Origin of the sequence: Bradyrhizobium sp. Pha-3, from assembly GCF_042258615.1 — a bacterium.
Lineage (GTDB): Bacteria > Pseudomonadota > Alphaproteobacteria > Rhizobiales > Xanthobacteraceae > Bradyrhizobium.
Genome location: NZ_CP170152.1, coordinates 5,789,676 through 5,805,763 on the forward strand (window position 1 = coordinate 5,789,676; position 16,088 = coordinate 5,805,763).

Below are 16,088 nucleotides of genomic sequence, written 5' to 3' on the forward strand. Positions count from 1 at the left end.
CCGCGGCCCCTCCGTTCAAGCACAGGCGTCGCTGGAATACTCGATCACCCGCATGCGCGGGGTGATGACACCGCGTGTTAGACAACTTGAATCGAGAACCATCCTCATCGTCGTCCTCGCGAAAGCCAGGACTCATAACCACCGGCTTTGGTTGTCGGAAGGATCGTCGTCCCAGCGTCGCGCGACAATTCGCATTTGGGGTAATGGGTCCTGGCTTTCGCCAGGACGACGGTGGTGGTGATTGCGGAACCGTACCGGCCTCTCATGCGAACACGACATTTTGTCATGACCGGCGGAGTTGCATTTTTCGCATCGCATCATATGATGATAATAATCCAATCAAATCCCCGGCATTGAAGGGAATCCTGCCATGGCAACCAGCACCGATCCCGTCGTCATCCTCTCCGCTGCCCGCACCCCGCTCGGTCGCTTCATGGGCGAGCTCACGCCGCTCGCGGCGCATAAGCTCGGCTCGCATGTGATCGGCGCGGCGCTGGAGCGCGCCAAGCTCGCACCCGAGCGCATCGACGAGGTGTTCATGGGCAACGTGCTGCCCGCCGGCCAGGGCCAGGCCCCCGCCCGCCAGGCTGCGCGCGGCGCGGGGCTGCCGGATGCCACCGGCGCCACCACCGTCAACAAGGTGTGCGGCTCCGGCATGAAGGCGACCATGCTGGCCCACGACATCATCAAGGCCGGCTCGGCCGAGATCGTGCTGTCCGGCGGCATGGAGAGCATGAGCAACGCACCCTATCTGCTGCAGAAGGCGCGCGGCGGCTATCGCGCCGGCCACGACCGCATCATCGACCACATGATGATGGACGGGCTCGAGGACGCCTATGAGACCGGCCGCTCGATGGGCGATTTCGGCGAGGCCACCGCGGAGGCCTATCAGTTCACCCGCGCCGACCAGGACACCTATGCGATGGAGACGCTGAGCCGGGCCCGCAAGGCGGTCGAGGGCGGCGCCTTCAAGGCCGAGATCGCGCCGATCACGCTCACCGAGAAGGCCGGTCCGCGTATCATCGCCAATGATGAGCACCCGCTGAAGGTCGATCCGGCAAAGATCCCCGGCCTGAAGCCGGCATTCCGCGCCAACGGCACCATCACGCCGGCCGCCTCCTCGGCCAATGCCGACGGCGCCGCGGCGCTGATCCTCAGCCGGCGCTCGCTCGCCGACCGCGACGGCCTGCCGGTGCTGGCCGAGATCAAGGGCCATGCCACCCACAGCCAGGAGCCGCAGTGGTTCACCACCGCGCCGATCCCGGCGATCAGAAAACTGCTCGACAAGGTCGGCTGGAGCGTCGGCGATGTCGACCTGTTCGAGATCAACGAGGCGTTCGCGGTGGTCGCGATGGCGGCGCAGCGCGATCTCGGAATTCCCCGTGACAGGCTGAACATCAATGGCGGCGCCTGTGCGCTCGGCCATCCGATCGGCGCCACCGGCGCGCGTCTGATCGTGACCTTGCTGCACGCGCTGGAGGCGCAGAACCTGAAGCGCGGCGTCGCCGCCTTGTGCATCGGCGGCGGCGAAGCCACCGCGATCGCCGTCGAGCGGGTCACGCACTAGTTTTAAGACGGCTCCACGTCCGAGTCCGAAAACGAGGGAACTTTGGCATTTTAGCCATAGCTCCCTCGTGGCATATTGTGCATCACGAAATAGAATCCTCATCGCATTTCATCCGGGCCCCAATGATCTCGAACTGGCTTGCTTCCGCCCTCGCCCGCCGCAACATCCATTACGGCTGGGTGATGGTCGCCGTGACCTTCCTTGCCGCGCTGATCTCGGCCGGCACCGTCGGCGCCCCCGGCGTCTTCATCGTGCCGCTGCAGAAGGAGTTCGGCTGGTCCACCGCCGAGATCTCCTCCGCGCTGTCGATCCGCTTCATCCTGTTCGGGCTGATGGCGCCGTTCGCCGCGGCGCTGATGAACCGCTACGGCCTGCGCAACGTGACGCTGGCGGCGCAATTGATCGTGGTGTCGGGACTGTTGGCTTCGCTCGCCATGACGCAGGTCTGGCAGCTCGTCCTGTTGTGGGGCGTCGTGATCGGGATCGGCACCGGCATGACCGCGCTGGTGCTCGGCGCGACGATCGCGACGCGCTGGTTCGTCGCGCGACGCGGCCTCGTGATCGGCATGCTCACTGCGAGCGTGGCCACCGGGCAGCTCGCCTTCCTGCCGCTGCTTGCGACCATCACCGAGCATTACGGCTGGCGTGTCGCGCTCGGCCTCGTCTGCGTCATGCTCGGCGTCGCCGCCTTTGCCGTGCTGATGGTGATGCGCGACCGGCCGAGCGACGTCGGCCTGCGTCCGTTCGGCGACGAGGGCACCGCGCCGCTCCCCGCGCCGCCCCCGGCCAACGCGCCGATCATGGCGGCCGCGCTCGGCACGCTGCGCGACTCCTCGAAGTCGTCGGTGTTCTGGATCCTGTTCGCGACCTTCTTCGTGTGCGGCGCCTCGACCAACGGGCTCGTCCAGGTCCACCTGATCCCGATGTGCCTCGACTACGGCATCCCGCAGGTGCAGGCCGCGAGCCTGCTCGCCGCGATGGGCATCTTCGATTTCTTCGGCACCATCATCTCGGGCTGGCTGTCGGACCGCTTCGACAATCGCCGGCTGCTGTTCTGGTATTACGGCCTGCGCGGGCTGTCGCTGCTCTATCTGCCGTACTCCGACTTCACGTTCTACGGGCTGTCGCTGTTTGCGATGTTCTACGGGCTCGACTGGATCGCGACCGTGCCGCCGACGGTGCGCCTGACCGCGCAGCGCTTCGGCGCCGAGCGCGCCAATCTGGTGTTCGGCTGGATATTCGCCGGCCACCAGCTCGGCGCCGGTGCCGCCGCGTTCGGCGCCGGGCTGTCGCGCACGGTCTACGCGAGCTATCTGCCGGCATTCTTCATCGCCGGCGCGCTCTGCGTGATCGCCGCGCTGAGTGTGCTGGCGATCTCGCGGCCGCAGCCCAAGGTCGCGCCGGAGGCGAAACCGGTCGCGGCCTGATGGGGCACGGACGTCGCTGGGTGCTACTCCGCGGCGAGACCGGTCGGTGTCGCCGCGTCTGTGACTTCCTTGTTGTAGTCGTGCACGATGCGGCCGAACGGCAGCGTCAGGTCGGCGATATAGTGATGTGCGCCGATCACGCGCTTGAGCGGGAAATCCGCGACCGGTGCGTTGACGTGCGGCACGAGATGCAGGCGGCCCGGTCCGATCCACGATCCCTTGACGACGAGCCGGCCGCGATCGGCGGATCGTCGTCGAGATACATCTGACAGACGAAGTTGACCTCTTCGCCATGCAGCCGCGCGGGGATCACGAGGCCGGACTCGGTGTAGCTGCCGAAGCCGGAGCTGTCGGGCATCTTGATCGGCTCCAGCGGTTCAGGCAGGCCGGCGCGCGCACCGCCACCAGCTGTTACGACACGACGCCGCTGCGTGAATCGCTGCTCGAGCTGGTCGATTTCGACCGCATCAATTCCAAGAAGATGCGCTTTCCGGTCGGCGCGGTGAACGTGCTGTCCGGCAACTTCATCTATTTCGAAAATGCCCATGACGAGATCATCCCCGAGCACATCATGGCGAGCGGCGCGGTGCCGCGCCACATCCAGGACGTGATGGCTCGCCACAAGGACATCATGTATTCGTCGCGCACTGGGCGACGCCAAGGACCACGAATTCTCCGGCACCTCGATGCGCGAGCACTGGGCGAGCGGACACGAAGACACCAAGCGCTCGCTGAACCGGCGCGAATGGATCAAGATGCCCGAGAACGGCATGGGCATCGTGATCCACGACGTGCATCGCGAAGCGGAGTAGATGAACTCGTCATTGCCAGGCTTGACCCGGCAATCCATCCCGCTTCGCATGACTCATTCGTCCGCCGTTGCGGACGATGGATGCGCGGGTCAAGCCCGCGCATGACACGGTGGGTTCGCGGCGGCGGCCTTACGGCCGCGTCGACATGTTGCTCGGCGGCCCAGCCTTGCGGATCGGCTCGGCGAGACGCGCGAACTCGCAGAGCAGCGAGCGGGTCTTGCGCGGATCGATCACCTCCTCGACCCAGAACTTCTCGGCCGAGCGGAACGGCGAGCGCAGCTTGTTGAGGCGATCCTCGATCTCGCGCAGCTTGGCAGCGGGATCGGCGGCGGCATCGATCTCCGCGCGATAGGCCGCCTCGATGCCGCCCTCGAGCGGCAGCGAGCCCCAATAGGCCGACGGCCAGGCATAGCGCATCGAGAACCGGTTGGCCGGCTGATGCACCACGCCGGCAACCCCGAAGGCGTTGCGGATGATGATGGTGCACCAGGGCACCGTGCTCTGGTTGACCGCGGCCATCGCCCGCACGCCGTGACGGATGGTCGCCGACTTCTCCGCCTCGAGCCCGATCATGAAGCCCGGACAGTCCATCAGATAGACCACCGGTAGATGGAAGGTCTCGGCGAAGTCGACCCAGCGGATCACCTTCTGGCAGGCGTCCGCGGTCCACGAGCCGCCGTAGTGGAAGGGATCGCTGGCGAGCAGCAGCACCGCCCTGCCCTCGATCCGCGCCAAACCGGTGATCACAGGCCGGCCGAAATTGCTGGCGACCTCGAAGAACGAGCCCTTGTCGACGACCGCATCGATGATCGGCCGCATCTTGTAGACCTGCTTGCGGTTGCGCGGCACGGCCTTCAGCAGCGATTCCTCGGCGCGTTCCGGATCGTCGGTGCAGGGAATGGTCGGCGGCAGATCGTAGACCGACGCCGGCAGGTAGGACAGGAAGCGCCGTGCGTAATCGAACGCCTCCTCCTCCGTCTCGACCGCCTGGTCGATCGCGCCGGCGCGGGTCTGGATGTCGGCGCCGCCGAGCTCCTGCTTGGTCAGATCCTGACCCAGCCGCTTCACCACCGGCGGGCCGGCCACGAACATCGCGGAGCTCTTGGTCATGACCGAGTAATGCGTGGCCGCGAGCCGCGCCGCGCCGAGGCCTGCGACCGAGCCGAGCCCGAGACCGACCACCGGGACGCGCGCCAGATTGGCGGTCGTGTACCAGTACCAGCGCGTGCCGCCGACGCCGCCGGGCAGATTGGCCGCGCCCCTGGTCTCGATCGTCTTCACCGAGCCGCCGCCGCCGGAGCCCTCGATCACGCGAACGATCGGCAGGCGGAAGTCGTGCGCCATCTCCTCCGCCATCAACGGCTTGGCGGAAATCGATGCATCGGCCGAGCCGCCGCGCACGGTGAAATCGTCGCCGACCACGACCACGGTGCGGCCGTCGACCTTGGCGCGGCCGAACACGCAGTTCGCCGGCGTCAGATGCTTGAGTTCGTTGCTCTCGTCGTATTCGGCGATGCCGGAGATGGCACCGACCTCGTGGAAGCTGCTCTCGTCGACGAGCTTGTCGATACGCTCACGAACCGTGAGCCGGCCCTGGTCGCGTTGCCGCTTGACCTTGTCAACGCCTCCCATCTCCCGCGCGAACGCTTCGCGCCGGGCGAGGTCGTCGAGTTCCGGCTTCCAGTTCATTCATTGCCTCCGTCTTGATGATTTTGTTGTTATGGGTGGCCACCGGAAGCGACTTGCGTTCGATCCGATTGCTGAAGATGTCGCCGTCGGCGCCTTCGAGCAGGCTGCCGACCGCGGCGGCGAGGTCGACCATCAGCGGCGCGACCTCGCGATGCAGCCGCTGCTCGTCATACATCGCCGAGAGCAGGCCGATCGTGGTGACCACATAGGTCTGGTATTGCGGTGACCACAGCGGCACCGCGACGCCGTTGATGTGCGGGCTCCACAGGCCGCAGGCGACGACATAACCGTGCTCCTGCAAATGACGGCGGTTGGCCGCGATGCGCGGCGTCAGCATCTTGGCGCCGTCAGGCAACTCGCCTTCCATCTCTGCTATCAGCGCATCACCGATCGCGGGATCGAGCGCCGCCGTATAGGCGTGACCGGCTGCGGTGGTCGCCATCGAGATGCGGCTGCCGGTGGCCTCATGCAGGCCGAGCGCGTTCGCCGCGCGGGCGAACTCCAGATAGACCAGATGAAAGCGGTCGGGGATCACGAAGCCCACGGTGCCAGGCAACTGGTCCGCGACATCCTGCAAACGCAGCCGGATCAGGTTGCGCAGCTGCAGCCCCTTCATCATCGAGGTACTCATCGCGACCGCGCTCGGGCCGATGCGATATTTCTGATCGCGCGGCAGATAGACCAGCTGCCCCATTCGCGTCAGCGTGTGCGTCAAGCGCGACACCGTCGAACGCGGCAGGCCGCAGCGGTTCGAGATTTCGAGATTGCCGAGCCGGGCTTCGTGTCCTTCGAAGCACCGCAACACATCAAACGCGCGCGACACCACCTGGATGACATCGCCATCGCCAGTCTCGCTGGCGAGCATTCCCTGCCGGCTAAGCCGTTCCGAGCGCCGTCCCATTTGTTTTGGCTCCATTCCGTCTTGCGGAATAAAATTCCACTTGCAGATGAAGCTACCTCAGGCAATCTGCCGCCACAACAAAAAGCCGTTCGCCGGATGAAATTTCCGCAAGACGGTATCGGAGAGTGGAATGCCAGAGATCAAGGTTGTGACTGAAGTTGCCGGGCGCGTTTGCGCGCTTCCTGTTGAAGCCGGCAGCAGCGTCGGCGATGGCGACGAGATCGCGTTCGTCGAAGCGATGAAGATGGAGATCCCGGTCACATCGACGGCAGCAGGCAAAATCAAGTCGATTTTGGTCAGGATTGACGACGTCATCGCCGAAGGCCAGGCCGTTGCGATCGTCGAGACCTGAGCGCGGCCGTCGAGTCGCTCGGCTCGGACCAAATTCCCAGATGTCATGTGATCGGCGGTGGTTCCTTTGGGAGCCGCACGGCGTCGCATGCTGTTTCGCCTTCGAAACATTCTCAACCTGAAAGTTTCGTATGGCGATACAATTGCCGAGCAACTGCTCGTTTTGTGAACATCTGTTCGAAAACCGACGGCCACCGGTTCTCCGCACCCCGCTGATGTCGGTGCGCGCTCAGTTGCGTGCGCCATGATTGCGTTGCACAACAGGAGGTGATGAAACGATCGCCTCCTCCCGTCACCGCCACCACCACGGCCTGGTCGAGCTCCAAGCCGCCACTGCTGCGGTTTCTGCACACGTGTTACGCAGACTTCCTGCCGGAGGCCGGCGGCGCGGTGGCCGACTACATCCCGGAGCTCGGCAAGGCCGACCCCGCCCATTTTGGCATCAGCCTCGCGACGCTCGACGGTCATGTCTATGAGGTCGGCGACACCGGGGTGCCCTTCACCATCCAGTCGATGTCAAAACCGTTCGTGTTCGCGCTGGCGCTGGACACGCTCGGCGCCGAGCGGGTGGAGAGCGTGATCGGCGTCGAACCGTCCGGCGACCCCTTCAACTCGATCCGGCTCAACGCCGAGAACCACCCGTTCAATGCGATGGTGAATGCTGGCGCGATCGCCTGCTCCGGCCTGCTCCATGCCGACAAGGGCGACGGCGCGTTCGACTATATCCGCCAGGCGCTCGGCCGCTTCGCCGGCCGCGAGCTCGACGTCGACGAGGCGGTCTACGCCTCCGAGAGCGCCACCGGCGACCGCAACCGGGCGATCGGCTACCTGCTGCGCACCAACAGCGTGATCACCGAGAACGTGCCTGCGGTGCTCGACGTCTATTTCCGGCAATGCGCCATCCTGGTTACCGCGCGCGACACCGCGGTGATGGCAGCGACGCTGGCCAACCGCGGCATCAATCCGCTGACCGGTGAGCAGGTCGCGACGCCCTACGCGATCGCGCGCACGCTGTCGGTGATGACCTCGTCGGGCATGTACGACTACGCCGGCGAATGGATCTACCGCGTCGGCATCCCCGCCAAGAGCGGGGTCGGCGGCGGCATCCTGGCAGCGCTGCCGGCGCGGCTCGGGCTCGGCAGCTACTCGCCAAGGCTCGACAAGCACGGCAACAGCGTGCGCGGCATCAAGGTCTGCGAGGCGCTATCGGCGCATTACGACCTGCACATGCTGAATCGCAGCGACGACGCCCGCCACAGCATCATCGCCGACTACAATATCGGCAAGAACCCGTCACGGCGGGTGCGGCGGCCGCAGGAGCAGGAGATCCTGGCTAGGCACTTCCAGGAGGTGCGCGTGATCGAGCTGGTCGGCACGCTGTCGCTTTCCAATGTCGACTATGTCTCGCGCCGCCTCGCCGCCAGCCCGCGGCCGGAGTTCGTGATCTTCGACCTGCGCCGCGTCACCGCGACGACCCGCGCCGGCGCCCGCCTGGTGGCGGAGGCCTTTCAGGAACTGGCCGAGCTGGGCGTCACCGTGATCCTGTCCGGCATCAAGCGGACCTCGCGCGAGTGGAGCACGATCAGCGAGTGGACCAACCGGCTCGGCAATATCAGGGATTTCTACCTGCTCGACACCGCGATCGAATGGGCGGAGGACCAGATCGTCTATCGTTATGGCGGCTCGATCGACTTCCTCGAAACGACAGAACTGTCCGAGCAGCCGCTGCTCGCCGGATTGAGCGAGCGCGAGATCGCAGACATCGCCTCGCTCTGCACGGTCAGGACCTACCAGCCGAATGAAAAGATCATCGCCGCGGATCGTGAGGCGACCTCGCTGTTCTTCCTGCGCAGCGGCGTGGTCCATGTCACCCTGCCCGACGGCATCCGGCTTGCGACCCTGACCGCCGGCATGGCGTTCGGCGAGATGGCGCTGCTCGAGACGAAGCGCTCGGCCGACGTGCTCGCCGACATGTCAGCGACCGCCTATGAGGTCGCGATCAAGGATTTTGAGCGCTTCCGCGAGCAGCACCCGCGCGCCGGCGAGCGGATCATGCGCAACCTCGCGCAGATCCTCGCCGAGCGGCTGATCGTGGCGAATGCGAAGGTCGATCTGCTGACGTCGGGGTAGATTTTCGTCACACCGCGCGGGGATTTAGACAACTCGTCATGCCCGAGCTTGACCCGGGCATCCGCGTCTTGGCGCTGATCGTGAAGAAAGACGTGGATGGCCGGGTCAAGCCCGGCCATGACGTGTGGAGATGGACGCCCAGGAGCAGCCTAACTCACCACTTCCGTTACCGGCTGCATGTCGATCTCGAACGTCTCGAGGAATTTCGACGTCATGATGTAGAAGCCGACCGAGAGCTGCAGTTCGATCAGTGCGCCCGGCGTCAGCTTCGCCGCGATCGCCTTGAAGGTCGCATCGGTCGGCTTCTTCAGCTTGACGATCTCGTCGGTGAAGGCGAGCGCCGCGCGCTGCACCTCGTTGAAGCAGGCTGCCTCCTGCCAGTTCTCCAGCGCTGCGTTCTGCTCGTCGGTGACGCCGACATTCTTCCCGATGCGCTTGTGCGCGACGATTTCGTAGGGCGCCTCGCAGAGAATGCCGGTGCGCGTGATCGCGAGCTCGCGCACGATCGGATCGAGTTCGCCCTTGTGGCGGATCGCGCCGCCGAGCCGGCAGTATTGTTCGAAGTAGCTCGGCGAATGCGCCATCATGCGAAAGATGTTGGCGTTGCGGTTTTTGTCGAGGATCTCGCGGGTGCGCGGGCTTGCCTTCGTGGGATCGGAGTAGTCGATACGGGCCATTTCCCAACCTTGATGTTGCTGTCGTTTCTCTCGGGTTCCGAAACAGTATCCGCCGGGCGTCGCAGGAGCAACACGCGCGAGTCAAATTGCCGCCGTATTCCCAGACAACCCTGACACAGTCGATATTCGCTGAGTGGGGACTCGTCAAAAGCGAATGCTCGACGCGGGGTGTTCCGAGTACAAAATCTGGCCGTCGTTCGCGCAATTTGCGCAACGATGAGTCACGCCCAAGTCTAGGGGAAACGCATGAAGGAAGCCACCAAGAGGGCGGCCTCGGAAGCGCTTGCGCAAATGCTGGCGGTGACGGCGATGCTCGTCATCGCCAGCTTTGTCTTTTATTGGCGATAGTATCCGTAAACTATGAGGGGCAAGAGCGAACCAATTCAGCCTGATTTCGCGTTCTGACTGGATCGCTCAGCCCCTCATTTTGCCTTTGCGAAATACGGAACCAGTCGTCCCGTGAATTGCGTGAAACGCGCCAAAACCTTGTCGCCGATGGCAAGGTCGTTGTCGCCATGGGCCATCATGCGAAAGCCCTCGTCGGCATCCACGAGCACGATATTGTAGGGCACATGCGCCCGGGTCTCCGGCGTTGCGGCGCGGCAGACCAGCGACGTCGCATACACCGTCCCTGCTCCGCTCGCGCGATGCTCAGCGAGATCTGGTGAGCCGCAGGCCGCGCAGAAGCTGCGGCGGAAATATTGCCGCGCGCCGCAGGCGTTGCAGGTCTGGTAGACGATGGCTTCCGCGCCCTTGGTCCAATCCGCGATCGGTCCGCTCATCGCACGCGCTCCAGGAACATGCTGACATGCGAGGACAGCACGCCGCCGTCGCCGTGCAGCAGCGCGACCGAGGCGTCGCGCACCTGGCGATTGTCGGCGCGGCCAGTCATCTGCAGATGGGTTTCGACCAGATGCGCCATCGCGCCGCCGACACCGCAATGGCCATAGCTGAGCAGGCCCCCATGGGTGTTGAGCGGCAGCTCGCCATCCTGATTGAAATAGCCGGCCCGCACCCGCGCCGCCGCCTCGCCGCGCTTGGCGAGGCCGAGGTCTTCCAGCAGCATCGCCAGCGTGATCGTGAAGCTGTCGTAGACCGCGGCGTAACGCACGTCTGATATCGCGATGCCTGACACCTCTTTCGCCTTCGCGATCGAAATCTCCGCGCCCAGTTCGCTCAGCGCCGGCGCGGCCGTGACGTGCTGATGGGTATGGGCCTGGGCGCAGCCGCGAACGCGAACCCGCCGCTCGCCGGTCGGCTTGCGGCTGATCACGCACGCCGCGCCGCCGTCTGAGACCGGGCAGCAATCAAGCAGTTTGAGCGGCATCGCCACCGGCTTCGAGGCCATCACGTCGGCAACCGTGATCGGCTCGTGGAATTGCGCGCCGGGATGCGTCAGCGCATGCTTGCGCATCAACACCGCGAACTCGGCGAGGTCCTCCTGCGTGAGGCCGTATTCATGCATGTAACGCGTCGCGACCAGGCCGTAATAGGCGGGGATCGTCGGCCCCAGCGTCACCTCGTAGTCGGGATGGCCGACCTGGGCCAGCGCCTGGATCGAGGCGTCGCGGCTCTGCCCGGTTAGCCGGTTCTCGCCGCCGACCACCAGCACGTGTCTTGCGACACCGGCGTCGACCAGGTGATGCGCCAGCATGGTCATCGCAAGGCCCGTGGCGCCGCCGACCTGCACGGCGTGGGCATAGGACGGACGAATACCGAAATGCTCGGCGAATACCGTGGCCAGCATGATGTGCGGCGAGACCGTGGAGTAGCCGCACAGGATGCCGTCGATGTCGGATCGCTTCAGCCCTGCATCAGCAATGGCCAGCTCGGCCGCGTTGCTCATCAGGTCGAGCGAGGACAGGCCCTCATGCTTGCCGTAGGACGTGAGGCCGACGCCGGTGACGAAGCTCATCTTGTCTCCACCATCTCCGTCGTCATTCCGGGGCGACACGAAGCGGCGAGCCCGGAATCCATTTCAGCGGCTTCGCATGTGGCCCGATGGATTCCGGGCCTGCGCCTGATGGCGCATCCCGGAATGACGCTGTGGAAATTCCCAACCATCAATACGACTTCGGAAGGCCGAGCACCTTCTCGCCGATGAAACTGAGGATGAGCTGCGGGCTGATCGGCGCGATGCGCGGGATCAGCGACTCCCGCAGGTAGCGCTCGACGTGATACTCCTTGGCATAGCCGAAGCCGCCATGCGTCATCACCGCCTGCTCGCAGGCGTGGAAGCCGGCTTCCGCAGCGAGATATTTCGCCGAGTTCGCGGCGGGGCCGCAGGGCAGGTTCTGGTCGTATTGCCAGCCAGCCCGCAGCACCATCAGCCAGGCCGCCTCGAGCTCCATCCAGCACTTCGCCAGCGGATGCTGGATCGCCTGGTTCATGCCGATCGGGCGGTTGAACACGATGCGGCCCTTGGCGTATTCCGACGCCCGCTTCAGCGCGATCTGGCCGAGGCCGACAGCTTCGGCCGCGATCAGGATGCGCTCGGGGTTCATGCCGTGCAGAATGTATTCGAAGCCGCGGCCTTCCTCGCCGATGCGGTCTTCGACCGGAATCTCGAAATTCTCGAAGAACAGCTCGTTGGAGTCGACGGGCTTGCGGCCCATCTTCTCGATCTCGTGCACGGTGACGCGCTTGCGATCGAAATCGGTGTAGAACAGGCTGAGGCCGTGGGTCGCGCTCTTCACCTCTTCCAGCGGCGTGGTCCGCGCGAGCAGCAGGATCTTGTTGGCGACCTGCGCGGTCGAGATCCACACCTTCTGGCCGTTGACGATGTATTTGTCGCCCTGGCGCACGGCGCGGGTCTTGAGCTGGGTGGTGTTGAGGCCGGTGTTGGGCTCGGTGACCGCAAAGCAGGACTTGTCGCGGCCGTCGATGATCGGCGGCAGCATGCGCTGGCACTGCTCCTTGGTGCCGAACACCACCACCGGATTGAGCCCGAACACGTTCATGTGCACGGCCGATGCGCCGGACATGCCGGCGCCGGATTCGGAGATCGTGCGCATCATGATCGCGGCATCGGTGATGCCGAGCCCGGAGCCGCCATATTCCTCGGGGATGCAGATGCCGAGCCAGCCGGCATCGGCCAGCGCGCGGTGGAAGTCGGCCGGATAGCCGCCCTCCTTGTCCTTCTTCAGCCAGTAGGCTTCGTCGAAGCGCGAGCAGATCTTGGCGACGGCGTCGCGGATCGATTCCTGGTTGGCGGAGAGTGCGAAATCCATCTGTCGTGCTCCTATGCCTTCACCACTTTGGCCGCGCCGTCGCGCACCATTGCCGCGATCTCGTCAGCGGAGAAACCGGCCTCCCGCAAAATCTCCGCGCTGTGCTCGCCGAGCCGCGGCGCCAGCCGACTTGGCTCGACCTTGGTCTCCGACCAGCGCGCCGACGGCGTCATGCTGCGGATGCGGCCCTCGGTCGGGTGATCGATCACGGGGAAGACGCCGGTCGCGACCATATGCGGGTCCTCCAGCAGGCTCTCGAGATCGTGCATCGGCATCACGGGCACGTCGGCCTTCTCCAGGATCTCGTTCCACTCGGCCGTGGTCTTGGTCTGCAGGATGCGCGCGAGCTCGGCGTAGACGACATCGATGTTGGTGGCACGGCCGGCGAAGGTCGCGAACTTTGGATCGCTACGCAGATCGTCGCGGCCGGTCGCCTTGAAGAAGTTCTCCCACTGCTTGTCGTTGTAGACGATCACGCAGATATAGCCGTCCAAGGTCTTGTAGGGCCGCCGGTCCGGCGACAGATGCCGCGCGTAGCCGCCCTTGTCGAGCGGCGGATCGTAGGTCAGGCCGCCCATATGGTCACCCATCACGAAGCCGGCCATGGTCTCGAACATCGGGATGTCGACGCGCTGGCCCTGCCCGGTGCGGTCGCGATGCACGAGGCTCGCGCAGATCGCGCCGACCGCGGTGAGGCCGACGATGCGATCGACCAGCGCATTCGGCACGTAGCGCGGCACGCCGTCCGAGGTCTGCGCCATCAGCGCCGGCAGCGCGGTGGCGCCCTGGATCAGGTCGTCATAGGCGGGCTTGGCTGCGTATGGTCCCTCCTGGCCGAAGCCGAACACGCCGGCATAGATCAGCCGCGGATTGACCTTGGCGACGACGTCGTAGCCGAGTTGCAGCCGCGCCATCGCCTGCGGGCGCACGTTGTAGACCAGCACATCGGCCTGCGCGATCAGGCGCAGCACGGCTTCGCGCCCCGCCGGCTTCTTCAGATCGAGACAGACCGAACGCTTGCTTCTGTTGGTGTTGAGGAACACCGGTCCCATGCCGGGATGCCGGGTCGGACCGATCTGCCGCGTCACGTCGCCGTCAGGCGATTCCACCTTGATGACGTCGGCGCCGTAGTCGCCGAGCATCTGGGTGGCATAGGGCCCCATCAGCACGGTCGTCATATCGACGACCTTGATACCCTGCAGTGGTCCCATCGTGCTGTTCGCTCCCGGATGTTGTGGTTACGCAGCTAAAGCATGATGAGATCAGGCGAGCGTCATCGCGCTTTGGCGTCTTTTAAGCATGAGCTTTCCGGAAAGCCGCTTCGCACTTTCCGGTTCATGCCTACTAACGGGAGCTCTTCGCCGAGATCAAGCTGCGCCGGGCGTATGGGCGTATGCGCGGCGACGGCCGGATCGTTTCCGCGCGGCGGAACGCAGGGCGGCAAGACGAAGCGTGCGCACCGCCGGCCCGATGCCGGTTACTGCCCGGTCATCGCCTCGCGCGCCTTCAGGAACTTTTCCAGTTCCGCGTTCTGCTGCTCGAGCCGCTCGGCAATGCGCTCTTCGACTTCGGCGCCAGCGGCACCCGCGGCCTGCTCGATCAGCTGCCTGATATTGTCCCGGAGGATTGCGATGCGATCGTTCACTTCCGACAGCGACAGGGACGTCTCGATACCCATGGTCCGTTCTCCCGGTGACAGGCGCAAGCAGCTTAGCGCGACGGGAGGCCGCGGCCTATCCCTTTGCAGATTCCTTGGCCGATCCCTTTGGCCTATCCTTTGGCCATCATCTCCCGCAGCGCGGTCTTCAGCACCTTGCCATAATTGTTCTTCGGCAGGGCATCGAGATAGACATAGCGCTTGGGCCGCTTGAAGCGGGCGATCGAGGCAAGACAATGCGCGTCGAGCCTGCCGTCGTCGGCGGTGGCGCCCTCCTCCAGCACGACGCAGGCGACGACGATCTCGCCCCATTCCGGATCTGGCACACCAATCGCCGAGACCTCGCGGACATCAGGATGCGTCAGCAGCGCTTCCTCGACCTCACGCGGATAGATGTTGGTGCCGCCGGAGATAATCACGTCCTTGGAGCGGTCCGACAGCGTCAGGAAGCCGTCGGCATCGAGACGGCCGACGTCGCCGGTGCGCAGCCAGCCGTCCTTCAGCGTCTCGGCATTGGCCTTCGGATTGTTCCAGTAGCCGAGCATCACGGTTAAGCCCTTGACCTCGATCTCGCCGGTCTCGCCGGCGGGCAGCGGCATGCCGTCCTTGTCGGTGATACGCACGGTGACGACGCTCTGGGCGGTGCCGACCGAAGCCAGCCGCTCGAGATAGCGCGGATGGTCGCTCGCGCGGTGCCAATCGCGCGACAGCGCCGTGATCGTCATCGGCGACTCGCCCTGGCCGTAGATCTGCACGAAGCGCTGGCCCATGGTCGCGATCGCATCGGTGATGTCGGCCGTGTACATCGGCCCGCCGCCATAGATAATGGTGCGCAGTCCCTCGCCGTTCTCGCCGCGCTTCTTCGCCGCATCGACCAGGCGTCGCACCATGGTGGGCGCCGCGAACATCACGACATTGTCGAGCTGGCGGCCGAGGTTGAGCACCTCGTCCGGATCGAAGCCACCGGACTCGGGGACGACGTGGCGGCCGCCCATCCGGACATGCGGGAAATTGTACAGGCCGGCGCCATGCGAGATCGGCGCCGCATAGAGCGAGGCATCATGCGGCGTCGCCGGATCGACATCGGCGAGATAGCACAGCGACATCGCAACCAGATTGCCGTGGCTCAGCATCACGCCCTTGGGACGGCCGGTCGTGCCTGACGTGTAGAACAGCCAGGCAAGATCGTTGCTTTCGCGCGGCAGCGGAGCAGCTGACCCCTCGCCGCTTCGCATCGCCTTGTAGGCATCGCTGTCGACCGACAGCATGGTCATGCCGGCCGGACAATCGTCCTTCGCTTCGGTCAGCGCGCCGATGGTGTCGTCGGACACGAAAGCGAGCCTGGCGCCGCCATTGCCGCAGATCCACGCCGCCTCGCGGCCGTGCAGCTTGGCGTTGATCGGGATCGCCGCGGCGCCGATCCACCAGATGCCATAGAGACATTCGAGATATTGCGTGCAATTACCGGCAAACAGCGCGATGCGGTCGCCGGCGGCAACGCCGTGATCGCGCGCCAGCGCCGCCCCGATCGAGGCGGCGCGGCGGGCAAAGGTTGCATAGTCGGCGTCGAGGTCGAACCCGGTCAGCAGCGCCGGCGCTTCGGGACGCGCCCGTGCCGTTGCCGCCAGCCATTCGGCAATGTTCAAG

13 protein-coding genes and 2 pseudogenes are annotated in these 16,088 nt (G+C 65.2%); 5 read left to right on the forward strand and 10 right to left on the reverse strand.

Annotation, left to right across the window (positions count from 1 at the left end; all coding sequences use genetic code 11):
• Positions 1-370: 370 nt before the first annotated feature.
• Together ACE10Z_RS27620 and ACE10Z_RS27625 are read left to right on the forward strand one after the other, a co-directional pair.
• A complete protein-coding gene (locus ACE10Z_RS27620) occupies positions 371-1,567 on the forward strand; it encodes an acetyl-CoA C-acyltransferase (protein WP_375783578.1) in 1,197 nt (398 codons plus the stop codon).
• A 122-nt stretch (positions 1,568-1,689) separates the two neighbouring features.
• On the forward strand, positions 1,690-2,994 hold the full coding sequence (locus ACE10Z_RS27625) for an MFS transporter (RefSeq protein WP_375783579.1): 1,305 nt from the start codon (positions 1,690-1,692) through the stop codon (positions 2,992-2,994).
• Positions 2,995-3,017: 23 nt separating this feature from the next.
• On the opposite strand, the pseudogene ACE10Z_RS27630 reads toward ACE10Z_RS27625, so the two are convergent.
• Positions 3,018-3,466 (reverse strand): annotated as a pseudogene (locus ACE10Z_RS27630) (acetoacetate decarboxylase family protein).
• On the opposite strand from ACE10Z_RS27630, the pseudogene ACE10Z_RS27635 reads away from it, so the two are divergent.
• Positions 3,383-3,806, forward strand: a pseudogene (locus tag ACE10Z_RS27635) (DUF3734 domain-containing protein); the annotation flags it as partial. The pseudogenes ACE10Z_RS27630 and ACE10Z_RS27635 sit on opposite strands and share 84 nt — an antisense overlap.
• 129 nt (positions 3,807-3,935) lie before the next feature.
• On the opposite strand, the gene ACE10Z_RS27640 reads toward ACE10Z_RS27635, so the two are convergent.
• Together ACE10Z_RS27640 and ACE10Z_RS27645 are read right to left on the reverse strand one after the other, a co-directional pair.
• A complete protein-coding gene (locus ACE10Z_RS27640; protein ID WP_375783580.1) occupies positions 3,936-5,495 on the reverse strand; it encodes an acyl-CoA carboxylase subunit beta in 1,560 nt (519 codons plus the stop codon).
• A complete protein-coding gene (locus ACE10Z_RS27645; RefSeq protein ID WP_375783581.1) occupies positions 5,425-6,396 on the reverse strand; it encodes an IclR family transcriptional regulator in 972 nt (323 codons plus the stop codon). The genes ACE10Z_RS27640 and ACE10Z_RS27645 overlap by 71 nt, the downstream gene beginning before the upstream one ends.
• 130 nt (positions 6,397-6,526) lie before the next feature.
• Between ACE10Z_RS27645 and ACE10Z_RS27650 the strand changes: the two genes are divergently transcribed.
• Together ACE10Z_RS27650 and glsA are read left to right on the forward strand one after the other, a co-directional pair.
• The gene (locus ACE10Z_RS27650) at positions 6,527-6,748 is read left to right on the forward strand and encodes an acetyl-CoA carboxylase biotin carboxyl carrier protein subunit (RefSeq protein WP_375783582.1); all 222 of its coding nucleotides are present in this window, start codon (positions 6,527-6,529) and stop codon (positions 6,746-6,748) included.
• A 269-nt stretch (positions 6,749-7,017) separates the two neighbouring features.
• Positions 7,018-8,877, forward strand: coding sequence for a glutaminase A (gene glsA / locus ACE10Z_RS27655; protein ID WP_375783583.1), 1,860 nt, complete (start codon positions 7,018-7,020; stop codon positions 8,875-8,877).
• 149 nt (positions 8,878-9,026) lie between these two features.
• On the opposite strand, the gene ACE10Z_RS27660 is transcribed toward glsA, so the two are convergent.
• The 7 genes from ACE10Z_RS27660 to ACE10Z_RS27690 form a co-directional block, all read right to left on the reverse strand.
• Entirely contained in the window at positions 9,027-9,554 is a 528-nt protein-coding gene (locus tag ACE10Z_RS27660; protein WP_375783584.1) for a carboxymuconolactone decarboxylase family protein, read from the reverse strand.
• Positions 9,555-9,976: 422 nt separating this feature from the next.
• Entirely contained in the window at positions 9,977-10,336 is a 360-nt protein-coding gene (locus tag ACE10Z_RS27665; protein ID WP_375783585.1) for a Zn-ribbon domain-containing OB-fold protein, read from the reverse strand.
• Entirely contained in the window at positions 10,333-11,469 is a 1,137-nt protein-coding gene (locus tag ACE10Z_RS27670) for a thiolase family protein (protein WP_375783586.1), read from the reverse strand. Before ACE10Z_RS27670 ends, ACE10Z_RS27665 begins: the two co-directional genes overlap by 4 nt.
• Positions 11,470-11,617: 148 nt before the next feature.
• Positions 11,618-12,784, reverse strand: coding sequence for an acyl-CoA dehydrogenase family protein (locus ACE10Z_RS27675; protein WP_298364356.1), 1,167 nt, complete (start codon positions 12,782-12,784; stop codon positions 11,618-11,620).
• Between the two features lie 11 nt (positions 12,785-12,795).
• Positions 12,796-13,995 carry a CaiB/BaiF CoA-transferase family protein gene (locus tag ACE10Z_RS27680; protein ID WP_223973067.1) on the reverse strand — a complete coding sequence of 400 codons (1,200 nt, stop codon included), beginning with the start codon at positions 13,993-13,995 and terminating at the stop codon, positions 12,796-12,798.
• 266 nt (positions 13,996-14,261) lie between these two features.
• The gene (locus ACE10Z_RS27685) at positions 14,262-14,462 is read right to left on the reverse strand and encodes a hypothetical protein (RefSeq protein WP_298364360.1); all 201 of its coding nucleotides are present in this window, start codon (positions 14,460-14,462) and stop codon (positions 14,262-14,264) included.
• 92 nt (positions 14,463-14,554) lie between these two features.
• Entirely contained in the window at positions 14,555-16,087 is a 1,533-nt protein-coding gene (locus ACE10Z_RS27690; protein ID WP_375783587.1) for a class I adenylate-forming enzyme family protein, read from the reverse strand.
• Position 16,088 lies beyond the last annotated feature (1 nt).

What these genes read in the sequence shown, in the direction of transcription:
- ACE10Z_RS27620 (WP_375783578.1), top strand. Translation starts at nt 371, where the DNA reads ATGGCAACCAGCACCGATCCCGTCGTCATCCTCTCCGCTGCCCGCACC.
- ACE10Z_RS27625 (WP_375783579.1), top strand. Translation starts at nt 1,690, where the DNA reads ATGATCTCGAACTGGCTTGCTTCCGCCCTCGCCCGCCGCAACATCCAT.
- ACE10Z_RS27640 (WP_375783580.1), bottom strand. Translation starts at nt 5,495, where the DNA reads ATGAACTGGAAGCCGGAACTCGACGACCTCGCCCGGCGCGAAGCGTTC.
- ACE10Z_RS27645 (WP_375783581.1), bottom strand. Translation starts at nt 6,396, where the DNA reads ATGGGACGGCGCTCGGAACGGCTTAGCCGGCAGGGAATGCTCGCCAGC.
- ACE10Z_RS27650 (WP_375783582.1), top strand. Translation starts at nt 6,527, where the DNA reads ATGCCAGAGATCAAGGTTGTGACTGAAGTTGCCGGGCGCGTTTGCGCG.
- glsA (WP_375783583.1), top strand. Translation starts at nt 7,018, where the DNA reads ATGAAACGATCGCCTCCTCCCGTCACCGCCACCACCACGGCCTGGTCG.
- ACE10Z_RS27660 (WP_375783584.1), bottom strand. Translation starts at nt 9,554, where the DNA reads ATGGCCCGTATCGACTACTCCGATCCCACGAAGGCAAGCCCGCGCACC.
- ACE10Z_RS27665 (WP_375783585.1), bottom strand. Translation starts at nt 10,336, where the DNA reads ATGAGCGGACCGATCGCGGATTGGACCAAGGGCGCGGAAGCCATCGTC.
- ACE10Z_RS27670 (WP_375783586.1), bottom strand. Translation starts at nt 11,469, where the DNA reads ATGAGCTTCGTCACCGGCGTCGGCCTCACGTCCTACGGCAAGCATGAG.
- ACE10Z_RS27675 (WP_298364356.1), bottom strand. Translation starts at nt 12,784, where the DNA reads ATGGATTTCGCACTCTCCGCCAACCAGGAATCGATCCGCGACGCCGTC.
- ACE10Z_RS27680 (WP_223973067.1), bottom strand. Translation starts at nt 13,995, where the DNA reads ATGGGACCACTGCAGGGTATCAAGGTCGTCGATATGACGACCGTGCTG.
- ACE10Z_RS27685 (WP_298364360.1), bottom strand. Translation starts at nt 14,462, where the DNA reads ATGGGTATCGAGACGTCCCTGTCGCTGTCGGAAGTGAACGATCGCATC.